This is a genomic window from Streptomyces niphimycinicus (assembly GCF_018883605.1).
GTDB lineage: Bacteria > Actinomycetota > Actinomycetes > Streptomycetales > Streptomycetaceae > Streptomyces > Streptomyces niphimycinicus.
Genome location: NZ_JAHLEM010000291.1, coordinates 1 through 15,800 on the forward strand (window position 1 = coordinate 1; position 15,800 = coordinate 15,800).

Here is a 15,800-nt window from a genome sequence, read left to right on the forward strand (position 1 = left end):
GATCCTCACCATCAACGCCTGGAACCGGATCGGTGTGACCACCCGTATGACCCCCGGTGTCTACAAGCCGAACGTGTGACCATCTGCCCCCGTCGTCGTTATTGACGACGGGGGCCGTTGTCCGACGTCGGAGTCATCGCATAACGCATGATGGTGACAGGCCCCCGCAAGGCAGTACGGCATGAAGGCAACACAGCCAGAAGGGGGACCCGCCAATGGGAGGTCTCGTGATGACGGCGCCACTGCCCGACCAAGAGTTCGAAAATCTGCTCGACATCCATGCCCGGCTTGAGTTGCCGGATGGAATGCGGGCAGAACTCATCGGGGGGGAGATCGTCATCTCACCGACGCCTGCGAATTTCCACAACTGGATCTTCAGCGAACTGAACGTCCAACTCGTCCGCGAGGTACCGACTCAATGGCGCCTTACCAACACCACAACGGTCTTCCTCCCCGCGACGGAAGAGAGGTTCATCCCGGACCTGCTCATCTGCGAGTCGAAAGCGCTGAAGAGTATGGAGGAATGGCAGGTCCAGGCGGGTGACGTCCTGCTCGTCGCCGAGATCACATCGCCCTCCACACGAGCGCGCGATCTCCAGGACAAGGTCAAGGGCTACGCCCACTCCAACGTGCCGATCTATCTGCTGATCGACCCGCACGACGACGAGGGCTCCACGACCGTGTATTCCGCACCGGACGGAAAGGGCCGCTACCGGGATGAGCACCGAGCGGCGTTCGGGGAGCCGGTGACGCTCCCCGAACCGCTCGGCCTCGAACTCGACACCGCGGGCTTCCTCAAGTAATCCGGTCGCCCAGGCTGCCCTGAGCGCCATCCGGGCTCAGGGCAGCCACTTCTTCCAGACGTCCGGATGCGCCTCGACCCATTCCTTCGCGGCGTCCTGGGCCGACATTCCCTTCGAGGCGATCAGCTCCGACACCTCGTTCTGGTCCTCCTTGGTCCAGTGGAACTTCTTCAGGAACGCCGACGCCTTGCCGCCCTGCTTCGCGAAGTCCGCGTTGAGGTACTTCTGAAGCGGTGTGGTCGGATAGGCACAGTCGACGGACTCGGGGTCCTTGGTGCCCTCGTTCGCGCACTTGTCGGTGTACTTGGGCAGCTTGACCTCGGCCATCGGCACCTGGTTGAACAGCCACTGCGGCTCGTACCAGTACGTCAGGAACGGCTTCTTGCCCTTGGCGAACTGCTTGATCTGGGTGATCTGCGCCGCCTCCGAACCCGAGAAGACGATCTGGTAGTTCAGCTTCAGATTCTTCACCAGCGCCTTGTCATTGGTGACATAGGACGGGGAACCGTCCAGCAACTGGCCCTTGCCGCCGCTCTCCGCGGTCTTGAAGGTCTTGGCGTACTTGTTGAGGTTCTTCCAGTTCAGCACGTCCGGATGTTTGTCGGCGAAGTACTTCGGCACCCACCAGCCGATATGGCCGGTGACGCCGAGCCCGCCGCCCGGCACGATCAGCTTCTTGTCCTTGACGTAGCGCTGTTCCTGCTCCGGGTGGCCCCAGTCCTCCAGGATCGCGTCCACCCGGCCCTGGCTGAGCGCGTCCCACGCCGGAATCTCGTCCACCTGGACGGTGTCGACCCGGTAGCCCAGCTCATGCTCCAGCAGATACTGGGCGACCGCGACATTGGCCTGGGCGCCGACCCACGACTGGACCGAGAGCGTGACGCTCTTCGCCCCGCCCACATTGGCGTACGGCGAGGACTGCTTGGTCATGTCCGCCGCGCCGCAGCCGGTCGCGGTGAACACGGCCGCGATCCCGGCGGCGGCCATCAGCAACTGCATGCGGGTGCGAGCCATCTCAAGCCCCCTTCCTGTCACGGCGTTCGGTCGGCTGGGTCACACGGTCGAGCATCAGCCCCAGGCAGACGATCGCCGTACCCGCCACCAGACCGGTCGCCAGATCGCCCTGTGCCAGGCCGAACAGCACGTCGTAGCCGAGCGCGCCGGATCCGACCAGACCGCCGATGACGACCACGGCCAGCACCAGCACCACGCCCTGGTTGACGGCGAGCAGCAGCGCCGGGCGGGCCAGCGGAAGCTGGACCTGGCGCAGTTGCTGTCCCTGGGTGGCGCCGAGCGAACGCGCCGACTCCAGCGCGGCCGGGTCGACGTTCCGGATCCCCTGGGTGGTGATGCGGATGACGGCGGGCAGCGCGTAGACGATGGCCGCGGCCGCCGCGGGGGCGCGGCCGACGCCGAACAGCGCGACCACGGGGATCAGATACACGAACTGCGGCATGGTCTGGAACATGTCCAGCACCGGTCGCATCATCCGCTCCAGCCGGGTGCTGCGCGCGGCCCAGATGCCGATCGCGAAACCGAGGACCAGCGTGACGAAGACGGCCGCCAGCACCTGGGAGAGGGTGTCCATGGACGGCTCCCACACGCCGAGCACACCGATCGCGGCCATGGCGGCGGTGGCGGTCAGCGCGGTGGCCCAGGTGCCGATCAGCCAGGCCAGCGCCGCGACGATCAGCAGCACCGCGTACCACGGGAGGCCCTGAAGCCCCTCGCGCAGCGGGTCGAGGATCCACTTGACGTAGTGCGCGGCCCAGTCGGCGGTGCCGCCGACGACCGGCACTCCGGTGTAGAGGTGGTCGACCATCCACTCCTTGAACTGGTTGACGGGCTCCTCGATGGCGACGGTCCAGCCGGTCGGCCAGGTCTGGGAGCCGGTCAGCCGTCCGACGACGGTGATGACAGCGGTGACCGCCGCGGCTCCCGCCCATGCGGGCCAGCCGCGCAGCAGCCGATGCCCGCCCTCGGCCGGGGGCTCGCCGAGCCGCTCGCCGGCCGTTCCGATGGTGCGGTCCATCACGATGGCGAGGAGCACGATCGGGAGGCCGGCGGCGAGCGCCTTACCGACGTCGACACTGGACAGCGCCTGGTAGACGCGGTCACCGAGACCGCCGCCGCCGATCACGGAGGCGATGACGGCCATGGACAGCGCCATCATGATCGTCTGGTTGATGCCCAGCAGCAGTTCCTTGCGGGCCAGCGGCAGCCGGGCGGACAGCAGCCGCTGCCGCCAGGTCGCGCCGAGCGAGGTCACCGCTTCCAGCACCCCGGCGTCCGCGCCGCGCAGGCCGAGCGCGGTGAGCCGGGCCATGGGCGGAGCCGCGTAGATCACGGTGGCCAGCACCGCACCGGGCACGCCATTGCCGAAGATCATCACGACGGGGAGCAGATACGCGAACGCGGGCAGCACCTGCATGGTGTCGAGCACCGGCCGCAGCACCCGGAACGCCCATTCCGAGAGGCCGCCGGCCAGGCCGAGCAGTCCGCCGATGATGACGGAGGCGGTGACGGCGATGGCCATCAGCGCGAGCGTCTGCATCGTGGGCACCCACATGCCCAGCAGTCCGCAGATGGCGAAGGACACCAGGGTCGTGACCGCGATCCGCACCCCGGCGACCCGCCAGGCGATCAGGGTCAGCCCGGCGGTGACACCGGCCCAGCCGAGAGCGAGCAGGGCCACATAGACGGCGCGGACACCGATGATGATGACGTTGCTGATGTGGCCGAAGAAGTAGAGAAAGATCCAGTGACTGTCACGGTTGTCGAGGATCCAGTCGCTGGCATCGCCGAGCGGTCCGGACACATCGACGGTCAGCGCATGCGGCCAACTGCCGCTCGCCCATTTGGCGTGCGCGAGCGGTATGAGCACGGCGGCGATCACCGCGAGCACCGCCAGCTTGCGCGCGGCGGGGCTGCGGACGGCGGAGCTCAGCAGGGACGGGCGCGGTTCGGCCGCCGCCGTCCCGGTGGCGGCCGGATCGGTGGCGGGGTCGGTGGAGGGGCGGGTGGCCGTGGCACTCATACGCGCCACCCGGTGCCGCCCGGCGGAGAGAGGGTCGAGGCGGTGGTCATGCCGCGGCCGCCCCCTTGCCGTCCAAGCCCGCGACGACGCTGAGCAGACAGGCGTGGTCGACGACACCCAGGCAGCGGCCGTCGTCCACCACGCGCGCGGGGCCGCCGGTGCGGGCCACGGCCTCGATCGCGTCGGCCACCGTGGTGCCCGGGGCCAGCGCGGGCCCGCCGTCCTGCTCGTCCGACGTCGCGGGGCGCATGGCGCGGCGCACGGTCAGCACCTGCTCCCGCGGAACGTCGCGGACGAAGTCCCGTACATAGTCGTCCGCCGGGGAGCCGACGATCTCCTCCGGGGTGCCGAGCTGCACGATCCCGCCGTCGCGCATCAGCATGATGCGGTCGCCGAGCCGCAGCGCCTCGCTGAGGTCATGGGTGATGAAGACCATCGTCCGGCCCTCGTCATGGTGCAGGCGGATGACCTCCTCCTGCATATCGCGGCGGATCAGCGGGTCGAGCGCGCTGAACGGCTCGTCGAAGAGCAGCACCTCGGGGTCGACGGCGAGCGCCCGGGCCAGGCCCACCCGCTGCTGCTGACCGCCGGAGAGCTGTCCGGGGCGGCGGCGCTCAAGACCGGTGAGACCGACCTTCTCCACCACCTCGGCGGCCTTGGCGCGGCGCTCGGCCTTGCCCACGCCCTGGATCTCCAGGCCATAGGCGACGTTGTCGATGACGGAGCGGTGCGGCAGCAGTCCGAAGTGCTGGAAGACCATGGCGGCGCGGTGCCGGCGCAGATCGCGCAGCCGCGTCTTGTCCATGGCCAGGACGTCCTCGCCGTCGATCTTCAGAGTCCCGGAGGTGGGCTCGATCAGCCGGGTGAGGCAGCGTACGAGGGTGGACTTGCCGGAGCCGGACAGCCCCATGACCACGAAGACCTCGCCCGGCTGGACGTCGAAGGAGACCTCGCGGACGGCGGCGGTGCAGCCGGTGCGGGCACGCAGCTCCGCGGCGGACAGCTCCGCCTCGGCGGAACCGGGGATGCGCTCGGCCTTGGGGCCGAAGACCTTCCACAGATCGCGGACCGAGAACACCGGGGCGCGCTCGCCGCTCTCGGGGATCTTGGGGGTGTCGGGCGTCTCGGGGACCAGGGTCGTGGCCATCACGCCTCACCTCCCGGCGCGAGTGTGGCAGCCCGGTCATCGGGCCTGTGCCGCTCCCGGTCGCGATCCTCGAACAGCAGCTCAGCGCACTTCTCGCCCACCATCAGGACTCCGATCATCGGGTTCACGGCCGGCATCGTCGGGAAGACGGACGCGTCGGCGATACGGACGCCGTTCAGACCCCGGATCCGCAGATCGGGGCCGACCACGGCGAGTTGGTCCGACGGGGCACCCATACGACAGGTGCCCGCCGGGTGGTACACGGTGTGCGCGACCTTGCGGGCGTATTCGCTGATCTCCTCGTCCGAGGTGATCTCCGGGCCCGGGCACACCTCGCGCTTGAGCCAGCTCGCCAGCGGTTCGGTCTTGGCGATCTCACGCGCGACCCGGATGCCGTCGACCAGCGTGCGGCCGTCGTAGTCGTCCTCGTCCGTGAAGTACCGGAAGTCGAGGGCGGGTTTGACGGACGGATCGGCGCTGGTGAGGTAGAGCCGGCCGCGGCTGCGCGGCTTGGGGATGTTGGGCGTCATCGACACGCCGTGCTCGGGCTTCTCGTAGCCCAGCCGCTCCGGATTGTCGGTGAACGGGATCTGGTAGAAGTGGAACATCAGGTCCGGGCCCCGGGATTCGGGGTCCCGCCGGATGAACAGGCCCGCGTCGGAGTCCATCGCGGAGTTGTCCGGGATCGGGCCGTCCGTCTCCCACACGATGACCGACTCGGGGTGGTCGAGCAGATTCTCGCCGACGCCCGGCAGATCGTGGACGACGGGAATGCCCAGCGCCTCCAGATCCGGCTTGGGCCCGATACCGGAGTGCATCAGCAGCCGCGGGGTGTCCACGGCGCCCGCGCAGACCAGGACCTCGGTCTCGGCCCGCACGACGATCTCCTCGCCGTCCTTGGTGCGCACATGGACGCCGGTGACCCGGCCGGTGTCGTCCAGCTCCAGCTTGTACGCCCAGGTCTCCAGCATCAGATGGAGGTTGGGCCGGTCCAGGAACGGGTGCAGATAGGCGACCGACGCCGAGGAGCGCTTGTTGTTCTCCGGGTGGTACGCGAGGTCGAAGAAGCCGACGCCCTCATGGAACGGCCGCTGGTTGAACCCCTCGACCCGCGGCACCCCGGCGGCGGACTGGGCGGCCTCGACGAAGTCCCGCGCGATCGCGTTCCGGTCCTTCTCGTCCACCGGGACGATGTTGTTGCGCAGCCGCTGGAAGTACGGGTCCATGGACTCCGCGTCCCAGCCCTCGGCGCCGGCCTCGGCCCACTCGTCCCAGTCACCCGGCAGCGGCTTGAAGGAGATCAGGGTGTTGTGCGAGGAGCACCCCCCGAGCACCCGCGCCCGGCTGTGCCGGATATGCGAATTTCCGCGTGGCTGCTCGGTGGTGGGGTAGTCGTAGTCCAAGTCCCCGCCGAGCAGCCCGAGCCAGCGGCGCAGCGTGAGCACATCGGGGCGGTCGACATCGGACGGTCCGCCCTCGATGACGGCGACACGGATGCCCGGGTCCTCGGTGAGCCGGGAAGCGATCACCGATCCTGCGGTGCCGCCGCCGATGACGACATAGTCGTATACGACAGGTACGGACATGTGGGGTTACTCCTCGCGGTCTTACCCAAACGGCTCGCGCCGGTGCGGGACGGGGGCTGCCGCCCCTGGGGGTGGGGGTGTTGCCGGGTGCCTCGGTGTCCACGGGCTGATCCCCGCCGGTCGCCGTGACGGGGTGCGGCCGGGCCCGGGCCCAGGGGGGACGAGTCCGGGCCCGGCCGACCCCGGGCGGGGCCGGCGGCGGGGGGTCAGCCGGCGAACCAGCGCACGGGGCTCGGTCGCAGGTTCTCGTAGACGTGCTTGGTCTCGCGGTATTCGTCAAGGCCCGCGGGACCGAGCTCGCGCCCGACCCCGGACTTGCCGAAACCGCCCCATTCGGCCTGCGGAAGGTAGGGGTGATAGTCGTTGATCCACACGGTGCCGTGCCGCAGCCGGGCGGCGACGCGGCGCGCCCGCGCGGTGTCGGCGGACCAGACGGCGCCGGCCAGTCCGTACTCCGTGTCATTGGCGAGTGTGACGGCCTCGTCCTCGGTTTGGAAGGACTCGACGGTCAGAATCGGCCCAAACGTCTCCTCCCGCACCACCCGCATCTCGCGATGGCACTGGTCGAGCACGGTCGGGAGGTAGAAATAACCGGTGGCCGGGCGGGCCTCGTTGGGCTCCGGCTGCTTGCCGCCGCAGCGCAGCAGGGCGCCCTCCGCCAGGGCGGACGCCACATACGCCTCGGTCTTGTCCAACTGCTGGGCCGAGACCAGCGGACCGCATTCGACACCGCCCTCGGTGCCACGGCCCAGCTTGATCTTCTCCGCGCGGCGGGCCAGCTCGGCCACGAACCGCTCGCGCACCGACTCCTCGATGATCAGCCGGGCACCGGCGGAGCAGACCTGGCCGCTGTGGATGAACGCGGCGTTCAGGGCCTGGTCGACGGCGGTGTCAAAGCCCTCGGCGGTGGCGCAGGCGTCGGCGAAGACCACATTGGGGTTCTTGCCGCCGAGCTCCAGCGCGACCTTCTTGACCGTCGGGGCGGCGGCCTGCGCGACCTTGGTGCCGCTGATCAGCCCGCCGGTGAAGGAGATCAGATCCACATCGGGGTGCTCGGAGAGCCGGGCGCCCACGGGGTCGCCCGTGCCGGTGACCAGGTTGGCCACCCCGGCCGGCAGCCCGGCCTCGGCCAGCAGCCGCACCAGATGGACGGTGGACAGCGGGGTCACCTCGCTGGGCTTGATCACAAAGGTGTTCCCGGCGACCAGCGCCGGGGCGATCTTCCAGCTCGCCTGGAGCAGCGGATAGTTCCAGGGGGTGATCATCGCGCAGACGCCGACCGGCTCGTGGACCACGACGCTGTGCACATCGGGGGTGCCCGCGTCGATGACCCGCCCGGCCGACTCGCCCGCGGCCAGGTCGGCGAAGTAGCGGAAGGCATTGGTCACGTCGTCGACGTCGACCCGCCCCTCCTCCAGGGTCTTGCCGGTGTCACGGCTCTCGATGAGCGCGACCGTCTCCCGGTCGCGCTGGAGCAGCTCGGCGACGCGGCGCAGCAGCGCCGCCCGCTCGGCCACCGGCGTCCCGGGCCAGGGGCCCTGATCGAAGGCGCGCCGCGCGGCCGCGACCGCCGCGTCGGTGTCCTCGACACCACCCTCGGCGACGACGGCGAGGGTCTTGGCGTCCGCGGGATCGAGAACCTCCCGCTGCGCCCCGGATACGGCTGCCTGCCACACGCCGTCCACATGAATGGTCTCGACTGCCGCCACGTGAATTCTGCCTTCCGGTTCTGCGAACTTTGCCGCCGGCCAAAGCCAGCAACATGGACCCCTAACCGGAAGGCGGGAACCTATGCGCGATTCGCAAGAGAAAGTGGGCCGCCTCACGTGATCCGAAGGCAGAACCTGCCACCCGGGTCATGATCGGCCGATCTGTCAAGAGCTGATGCACGTCGGTCGTGTCAGGAGGCTGTCAGGAAGCGGTGCAGTAGGAGGTCGGGCAGAAGGTGTCCATCGCCGCCTGATGGACCTCCCGCTCCTCCGCCCGGTCCCCGTCCCCGGAGGGGCCGATCACCAGCACCGCGTACATCGTGCCGTTGGGGGCGGCGAAGCGGCGGTCGAGTATCCGGCGGTGGCCGTCGCTCTTGGACTGGTACGTGTACTCGAGCTGCGCCGGGTCCGTGGCGGCCGAGCCCAGCCGGGTGAGGGCGATCTGCTCGTAGTCGCGGTGGGTGGAGGCGATCCGCTCGGCCTCCTGGGCGGACGCGTACGGCGTCGACTCGGGGCCGTGCAGCTCGAAGACCTGGATCACGGTGCTGTCGTCGGGCGAGGTGTAGTAGACGCTGGGGCCCTCGGCCGTCCGCCGCCAGCCGTCCGGGACCGCGAGATGGTATCCGGCGGGGTCGGCCTGGGTGCTGTAGCCCGCGGGCGGGGCGGCACCGGTCAGGGAGGGGGAGGACGGGGTGCCGAAGGGCGTCGCGGACGGGGACGCCCCGGTCGGCAGGTCCGTGGGGAGATCGGTGGGCCCGCTGGTCTCGGGGCCGGGTGAGGGATAGAGATCGCTCGGCTGGGAGGCGTCCGCGCTCGGCGTGGCCGTGGGGCTCTCCTGGTCCCAGGGCAGCGGCCCCGCCTGATGGCGGGAGGTGCCGTCGCCGCCGAAGGCCACCCATCCGGAAAACGCGATCCCCCCGACCAGGAAGATCGTCACCGCCAGCGCCCGCAATGCCCGCCTGACGTCCTGCCCAGGCGCTCCAGGCTCTCCCGGTCCTCCCGGCGCTCCCGGCGCTCCCGGGGCTCCCGTGGCTCCCGGTCCTCCCGGCGCTCCCCCGTCATGCATGCTCATCTATCCCCCCGATAGTGGAACTCTGCGCCCATAAGCCGATAAGCCGCGCCGACCGACATCGGTGTACCCGGTTCGAGGGTCTCCCCACCCTCCGCCACTCCACCGATACGGATATGTCGCCTTAACCGCACCGTCCTGTGCCTGACGCTGGCTGCCGCCGATCCGTGCCTGCCCTTGCCCCCGCCGGATGCGCCTGCCCCCAGTCAGGTGGCCGGGCAGTAGGCGGTGGGGCAGAAGGACGCCAGCACGATGCGCTGCCGCTCCCGCTGCTGCGGCCAGTCGTCGGCCGGGCCCGCGACCAGCACCGCGTACTGCACCTGGTCGGGACCGGTGAAGGCGCGGTCGAGTATTCGGCGCTGGCCGTACTTGGCGCTGCGGTAGCCGTACTCCAGCTCCGCGTCCGCGTCATCGCCGGGGCCGAGCCGCTTCAGCTCGTACCGCCGGTAGTCGGGGTTCTTCTTGAGCCCCGTCTCCGCCTGGCGCAGCGCCTCGTACGGGGTGATGTCGGGCTCGGTCAGTGCGAAGACCTGGATCAGGCTGCTCGCGTCGGACGATTCGTAGAACACCCCCGTATCGCGCTTGACCCGCTGCCAGCCCCTGGGCACATCCAGCCGGAACCCCTCCGCGTCGGTGGTGCGCACATAGTCCGCCGGCGGCTCCTGTGTGCTGTCCGTGGACACCGACGGCGGCGCCGAGGTCGTCTCCGAGAACGGCCCCGACGGCACGCCCGAGGGCTGCTCGGCCGACGGCGACCAGGACGAGGCCGAGGGCGAACCGCCGTCCGCCCCGGGCTTGTCGCCCCCGCCGCCCGACACCAACTTCCAGGCGCCGAACCCGATCCCGCCGACCAGCACCACGGCGAGCACCGCCAGCAGCACCGTGCCCATATGTGGATTGGGTGGTCTTCGGCCCGGGGCGGGCGGCTCCGCGCCCTCCCCCACCCAGCGCTGAGCCTCCTCGTCCCATCGACGGCCCCCCTCGCCGCCCGGTGTGCTCATCTCAGCCGCCCAGGAGCGCGCCGACCGCCTGTCCGACGGCGACGCCGGAGGCGAGCATGCCGACACTGGCGCTCGCGTCCTGCAACATCACCCGGATCCTGGCAAGTCGGCCGGCCCCGGCCCGGCCGGTGCGCTGGATCTCGTCCTGGGTCTGGTCCAGTTCATCGGAGAGCGCGCCGACCTCCGGGCTCGGGACCACCCGTCGCAGATCCTCGGCGAGCTGTCGGACGGCCTCCAGCAGCTCCTGATAGGCGGGGTCGCAAGAAGCCTCCCCCTGCCGTCCGTTCACAATGTGGTTGTGGTCGCCGATGCCGATGGCGCTGCCGCTCACCTTGCCGAACCTGATGTCCCCGAATGTGCGCCCGCCGCCGCCCGCCGGGCCCGCACCGCCACCGCTCGCGCCGCCACCGCTCGCGCCCGCCGTGTGGTCCGCACCGCCGCCGCCCACGCCGCTGCCGTCCTCCGTGTCAGCCATCGCCATGGCCGCCTCCCGCTCCATTGGTTCCGGTGGTGTTGCTGATGGTGTTGTGGTCACCGAAGCCGAAGGCGCTGTTCGCCGCGGACTCGATGAAGACCCCGCCGCCGCTCACATTGATGACCTTCTGCTCGAACTCGCCGGTCTCCCAGCCGGCTTCGTCGAGCGCCCTCCGCACGCCATTGGCCACTCGGTCCTCGACGCTCTTCAGATAGCGGCTGACATCCATCTCCTGGAAGAGCGATGCGCCGGCGTCGCTGCCCAGCTCCCGCACCGAGGTCCAGGGCCCGTCGGGGATGGCCGCCTCATAACCCCCCGCGTACATCCGCCAGACGAAGGCGGCCGAGCGGAAGGCGTGGATGACCGCCCAGCCCGCCGCCGTGGGTGTCCGCCCGAGCGCCCAGACCGCCTTGCCCGGCAGTCCGCCGCGGCGGTGGGAGTCGGAGAGCCGGTCGACCGCCCGGAAGTCCGGGCGGATCGGGCGCAGCACATGCGGCGCGAACTCCAGCATCAGCATGCCGCCCTGCGTATGCACCCGCACGAAGACGGTGGTGACCACCTCTTCCCGCCATGCGCCGACGCGAATGCGCAGAAAGTGCCGGCGGATCTCTCCGCCCTCCTCGACGGCCTCCGCCCGCTCCCGCGCGAAGTCCGCCTCGCCGTACGGCACGAAGGAGCGGCTCCGCAATCCGGTGACCTTGAGGAAGACGCATTCGTCCAGCTCCAGGCCGCGCAGCCGGTCGCGGCTCGCGGCGGCTGGCCGGGCGGTGCCTGGGACAGGGGCCGTGCCCTGGACAGCGGCGGTGCCCTGGGTCGAGGGGGTGCGCAACTTCTCGACCAGCGGGCGGATTCGCTCCAGGATCACGCGGTTGTCCAGCGGCGCCGGCTCGTCGCCCTCTCGTGGCCGCAGCTCGACGGCGAGGGTCCAGGTGTCATGCGCCATGCCGGCGCCGAGGAAGGGGTGCCGATCGTGGTAGAGGATCACCGGTGAGTGCTGCTCGCGGCGGATCAGGGCCCGCACCCGCTGGAAGCGCCCGCCCTCGAATCGCTCCGCGGGATCCGCGGCGAGGTCGGCGAAGGTCTCCGGCTCCAGGTCGGTGGCCAGCACCCGGGCCACATGCTCACGGTGCAGGGCGACCGCGGTGGCCATCATGGCCGGGATCACCAGCGCGAACCAGGCGGCGCTGGTGTCCGACCCGGTCGCCAGGGCCGGTGCGATGCCCTGAAGCCCGCTCGTGGCGGGCTCGCCGGTGAACGCCTGCGTCAGGGCGGAGACCGTATAGGACAGCAGGATCAGACAGCCGAGCAGCCGCAGCACCGCGGCCGCCCGCCGCCGGGTGACGGTGACCCCGTCGGCCCCGGGATAGTCGGCGCGGAAGGGGCCCATGGCGCCGCCTCTGGCCCAGGACGCCAGCAGAAGCAGCGCACAGGACGCCAGGAACAGATAGAAGAAGCCCTGCGCCAGCAGAAAGTCCAGCCCCCATAAGGACACCAGCAGCGCGGTCCAGCATGCCTCCAGACGGCGGGCGCGCAGCGCGTGCGCGAGCACCCGGGCCGCGTCGATGCCCAGCGAGGGCGCCACGGCCCGCTCCTCGTGGACATACAGCTCGTCCAGGACCGCGTCCCGGAAGTCGTCGTCCAGATAGGCGCCCGCGCACAGCAGCCGGGTCGCCTCGCTGGTGGCGTAAGGGGACGCATCGTCGGCGGCGCGAGAAGAGGGGACGGCCGATAAAGGCTCCGGCCGCGGCTGCGGCAGCCGAGACGAGTGGTCGCCCAAAGAATGATCACCGCGCGTGTTGGCCATGTTTCCCCCCGAGGCCGTAGCAACTACCTCCACGCTAAGGGAAGATGGCCCACGATTACAGTGAATGGCCGAAGGGTCACACTCCGGAGTGAATACCGGAGTGTGACCCTTCGGAATCGGCCTCGGTGAGGCGCGTCAGATCAGGCCGAGGCCCCGCACGGCCTCGCGCTCCTCCTCGAGCTCCTTCACCGACGCGTCGATGCGGGTCCGCGAGAACTCGTTGACGTCCAGGCCCTGGACGATCTCGAACTTCCCGTTCGCGGCGGTGACCGGGAACGAGGAGATCAGGCCCTCCGGCACCCCGTACGAGCCGTCGGAGACCACACCGGCGGAGGTCCAGTTGCCGGCGTCGGTGCCGTTGACCCAGGTGTGGACGTGGTCGATGGCGGCGTTGGCGGCGGAGGCGGCCGAGGAGGCGCCGCGCGCCTCGATGATCGCGGCACCGCGCTTGGCGACGGTCGGGATGAAGGTGTCGGCCAGCCACTGCTCGTCGTTGACGACCTCGGCGGCGTTCTTGCCCGCGACCTCGGCGTGGAAGACGTCCGGGTACTGGGTGGCGGAGTGGTTGCCCCAGATCGTCAGCTTCTTGATCTCGCTGACCGGGGCGCCGGTCTTCTTCGAGAGCTGCGACAGGGCGCGGTTGTGGTCCAGCCGGGTCATCGCGGTGAAGCGCTCGGCCGGTACGTCCGGCGCGGCGGCCTGCGCGATGAGCGCGTTGGTGTTGGCCGGGTTGCCCACGACCAGGACCTTGATGTCGTCCGCGGCGTGGTCGTTGATGGCCTTGCCCTGCGGCTTGAAGATGCCGCCGTTGGCCTCCAGCAGATCGCCGCGCTCCATGCCCTTGGTGCGCGGGCGGGCGCCGACCAGCAGGGCGACGTTCGCACCGTCGAAGCCCACGTTCGGGTCGTCGGAGATGTCGATGCCCTGGAGGAGCGGGAAGGCGCAGTCGTCGAGCTCCATCGCGGTGCCCTCGGCGGCCTTCAGCCCCTGCGGGATCTCCAGGAGACGCAGCTTGACCGGCACGTCCGCGCCGAGGAGCTGACCGGAGGCGATGCGGAAGAGCAGCGCGTAGCCGATCTGGCCGGCCGCGCCGGTGACGGTGACGGTGACGGGAGTGCGGGTCATGGCGGTCTCCTGCGCTGTGTTGTCAGTCCAAGATCTCTTGGTGTCGAGATACCTGCGTCAGGCTATCCGACGGCACCTGGCCCAGGTTCTCTCGGGCCACTGTGTAACCGCTCACCGCGCGTTCCGTCCCCGCGCACTTGGGCGGCCGCCTGCCAGGAGGGGGAGTGCAGGCGGCCGCCCAGTGCCGCACCCGTGGGGGGCTCGGACAGCGCCTGCCCCGATTCCCCCGGCCCATTCCCCCCGTTTCCGAATTCCCCCGGACGGGCTTCCCTCGCCCGCGCTCACCCCTGCGCGCCAGGGGCCGTGCAGGCCCGCGTACCGCCCGTGAGCGTGGCGCATGCGGTGGTCCGCGCGGTGGCGTCCACCGAGATCATCTTGGTGTAGGCGTCGCCGTCGGTCCCGGCCCTGCTGTTCTGCGCGCGGGCCGCACCGCCCCTCGTGCCCGGCGCCTTGATCTTGATCACATCGTCCGGGGCCGCCCGGGTGATACGGGCCCAGGCCGCCCGGCAGGTCTTGCTGTAGCGGACCTCGACATACGCGGTGCCGACGGTGACGTCCGCGGTGGTCGTCGCGGCGGCGCCGCACCCCATGACCTGCGGATCCTGACCGTCGCAGTCCTCCCCCGCGCACTTCACGCCCGCCGGCAACTGACGCGCGCTGGTGGCCGGTGCGGTGGTCGGCCTCTGGCCGCGCTTCTCGCCGTCGCCGCCCGCGTCGATCAGCAGGACGGCGCCGGCGACGAGTAAGAGCGCGCCGACAAGCCCCCCGGCGAACAGCGCGACACGCTTGCGCCCCGTCCCGGAAGGCGACGGCGGCCCCGACGGGAAGGTCGGCGGTGACGGAGGGGACGAGACGCGCGACGGCGGCCCGGAGGAGCCCGGTGCCCGCTCGGCCGGCGGCGCCGCGGGAGCCGAGAACACCGGAGCCGTCGCGACCAACGGCTGCTCAGGTTCCGGCGGTTCGACGCTCGACCGCTCCTTCCCCGAGGGACGGCCGTTCTTCCGCGCGCCCACCCCCTGCGCCGCCGGGTCGAACTGCTCGATGGCGGCCCGCGCCTGCGCGACGCTGATGGCCTCCATCGTGACGTCGTGCCGCATCTCGGAGCGGCTCCAGGCCCGCTCCGCCAGCTCCCACAGCGTGCCGAGGTGATGGACGTCGGCGCCCGTGGCCTCGGCCAGGGCCTCCACCGCTCCCTGCGGGGGCAGCGGCCGTCCGCCCAGATAGCGCTCCCATGAACTCTTGCTGTAGCCGGTGCGGTCGGCGACGGCGACCACGCTCAGCCCGCTGCGCTCGACAATCGTGCGCAACTGACCGGTGAACTCCTGTACCTGCGGATCGAGTCCCTCCGGCAGGTCCCTCCAACGAGGCATTGCCTCCCCCTGTCCCCCCGCACGTGCCTGTCAATCTCCCGCGCTACGCCCCCTGTTGGCGCCTCCGGGCCCCGAACCGACTACCCAAAGGGACGCCTTGCCCCAGGATGTCAGCTCCTCCATCGGGGGCGCATCGGAGCATTTCGTGCACCGGTGCGTACTCCACCGCGCCCGGCTCGTCGTTGCACGGCCGAGACCTCGTGCTGGAACGGTCACTTCCGCGCCACAGGGTCCCGACGGTCATTGATCCGGCACAGTCCACACACAACCCTGATTACCAGGCGGCCCGTCCTTCCACGGGGGAGAGGACGGGCCGCCGTTTCACGCCGTCGGCTAACGGACCGTGAAATGCACCACGTCGTCCAGGAACGGAATCGACACCCACGGATCCGGCTGGGCCATCAGGGACAGCAGCACGATCGCCGCGCCCAGCAGCCCGTAGGTCAGCATGTCGGTGAAGCGCGACCGCACCGCGAGCATCCCCACCTCGGGCAGCGCCCACCGTATGAAGGCGCCCGCCAGCAGGGACAGCCCGATCAGCACCGTGCCCGCCCGGAACGCGTCCAGGGCGACGATCAGCAGCCCCAGACCCACCCCGCCCATCACCGTGAGCAGCGGCCACTGCCGGGCGGGCGCCGGGGCGGCACCGGGCGCGGCCCGGCCGCCGCCCTCCG

At 70.6% G+C, this 15,800-nt stretch carries 13 protein-coding genes; 1 reads left to right on the forward strand and 12 read right to left on the reverse strand.

Features of this window, described 5'->3' with window-relative positions; all coding sequences use genetic code 11:
• The first annotated feature begins 230 nt into the window (after nucleotides 1-230).
• Nucleotides 231-803 (forward strand): Uma2 family endonuclease, encoded by a 573-nt coding sequence (locus KN815_RS25265; protein WP_216344218.1) that lies wholly within the window; start codon nucleotides 231-233, stop codon nucleotides 801-803.
• Between the two features lie 36 nt (nucleotides 804-839).
• On the opposite strand, the gene KN815_RS25270 is transcribed toward KN815_RS25265, so the two are convergent.
• The 12 genes from KN815_RS25270 to KN815_RS25325 all read right to left on the reverse strand — a co-directional run.
• On the reverse strand, nucleotides 840-1,817 hold the full coding sequence (locus KN815_RS25270) for an ABC transporter substrate-binding protein (protein WP_216344219.1): 978 nt from the start codon (nucleotides 1,815-1,817) through the stop codon (nucleotides 840-842).
• A gap of 1 nt (nucleotide 1,818) precedes the next feature.
• Nucleotides 1,819-3,849 (reverse strand): ABC transporter permease, encoded by a 2,031-nt coding sequence (locus KN815_RS25275; protein WP_372458472.1) that lies wholly within the window; start codon nucleotides 3,847-3,849, stop codon nucleotides 1,819-1,821.
• 37 nt (nucleotides 3,850-3,886) lie between these two features.
• A complete protein-coding gene (locus KN815_RS25280; protein ID WP_253209231.1) occupies nucleotides 3,887-4,987 on the reverse strand; it encodes a quaternary amine ABC transporter ATP-binding protein in 1,101 nt (366 codons plus the stop codon).
• Nucleotides 4,987-6,573 (reverse strand): GMC family oxidoreductase, encoded by a 1,587-nt coding sequence (locus KN815_RS25285; RefSeq protein ID WP_216344221.1) that lies wholly within the window; start codon nucleotides 6,571-6,573, stop codon nucleotides 4,987-4,989. The genes KN815_RS25280 and KN815_RS25285 overlap by 1 nt, the downstream gene beginning before the upstream one ends.
• A gap of 206 nt (nucleotides 6,574-6,779) precedes the next feature.
• Nucleotides 6,780-8,282 carry an aldehyde dehydrogenase family protein gene (locus tag KN815_RS25290; protein WP_216344222.1) on the reverse strand — a complete coding sequence of 501 codons (1,503 nt, stop codon included), beginning with the start codon at nucleotides 8,280-8,282 and terminating at the stop codon, nucleotides 6,780-6,782.
• Nucleotides 8,283-8,484: 202 nt separating this feature from the next.
• Complete coding sequence (locus KN815_RS25295) at nucleotides 8,485-9,219, reverse strand: serine/threonine kinase C-terminal domain-containing protein (RefSeq protein ID WP_253209232.1); 735 nt, start codon at nucleotides 9,217-9,219, stop codon at nucleotides 8,485-8,487.
• A 338-nt stretch (nucleotides 9,220-9,557) separates the two neighbouring features.
• Nucleotides 9,558-10,352: a serine/threonine kinase C-terminal domain-containing protein gene (locus KN815_RS25300; RefSeq protein ID WP_253209233.1), complete on the reverse strand. Its 795-nt coding sequence runs from the start codon at nucleotides 10,350-10,352 to the stop codon at nucleotides 9,558-9,560.
• 1 nt (nucleotide 10,353) lies between these two features.
• Nucleotides 10,354-10,833 carry a hypothetical protein gene (locus tag KN815_RS25305; protein ID WP_216344223.1) on the reverse strand — a complete coding sequence of 160 codons (480 nt, stop codon included), beginning with the start codon at nucleotides 10,831-10,833 and terminating at the stop codon, nucleotides 10,354-10,356.
• Entirely contained in the window at nucleotides 10,820-12,631 is a 1,812-nt protein-coding gene (locus KN815_RS25310) for an AbeC-like domain-containing protein (protein ID WP_216344224.1), read from the reverse strand. Before KN815_RS25310 ends, KN815_RS25305 begins: the two co-directional genes overlap by 14 nt.
• 135 nt (nucleotides 12,632-12,766) lie before the next feature.
• Nucleotides 12,767-13,756: a malate dehydrogenase gene (locus KN815_RS25315; protein ID WP_216344225.1), complete on the reverse strand. Its 990-nt coding sequence runs from the start codon at nucleotides 13,754-13,756 to the stop codon at nucleotides 12,767-12,769.
• Nucleotides 13,757-14,037: 281 nt separating this feature from the next.
• Nucleotides 14,038-15,126: a helix-turn-helix domain-containing protein gene (locus KN815_RS25320; RefSeq protein ID WP_216344226.1), complete on the reverse strand. Its 1,089-nt coding sequence runs from the start codon at nucleotides 15,124-15,126 to the stop codon at nucleotides 14,038-14,040.
• A gap of 333 nt (nucleotides 15,127-15,459) precedes the next feature.
• On the reverse strand, nucleotides 15,460-15,800 hold a 341-nt coding region (locus KN815_RS25325; RefSeq protein WP_216344227.1), incomplete at its 5' end, for a DUF3017 domain-containing protein.

Coding starts and splice junctions, on each gene's coding strand:
- KN815_RS25310 (WP_216344224.1), bottom strand. CDS start 12,631: ATGGCCAACACGCGCGGTGATCATTCTTTGGGCGACCACTCGTCTCGG.
- KN815_RS25285 (WP_216344221.1), bottom strand. CDS start 6,573: ATGTCCGTACCTGTCGTATACGACTATGTCGTCATCGGCGGCGGCACC.
- KN815_RS25300 (WP_253209233.1), bottom strand. CDS start 10,352: ATGAGCACACCGGGCGGCGAGGGGGGCCGTCGATGGGACGAGGAGGCT.
- KN815_RS25305 (WP_216344223.1), bottom strand. CDS start 10,833: ATGGCGATGGCTGACACGGAGGACGGCAGCGGCGTGGGCGGCGGCGGT.
- KN815_RS25270 (WP_216344219.1), bottom strand. CDS start 1,817: ATGGCTCGCACCCGCATGCAGTTGCTGATGGCCGCCGCCGGGATCGCG.
- KN815_RS25280 (WP_253209231.1), bottom strand. CDS start 4,987: ATGGCCACGACCCTGGTCCCCGAGACGCCCGACACCCCCAAGATCCCC.
- KN815_RS25265 (WP_216344218.1), top strand. CDS start 231: ATGACGGCGCCACTGCCCGACCAAGAGTTCGAAAATCTGCTCGACATC.
- KN815_RS25320 (WP_216344226.1), bottom strand. CDS start 15,126: ATGCCTCGTTGGAGGGACCTGCCGGAGGGACTCGATCCGCAGGTACAG.
- KN815_RS25315 (WP_216344225.1), bottom strand. CDS start 13,756: ATGACCCGCACTCCCGTCACCGTCACCGTCACCGGCGCGGCCGGCCAG.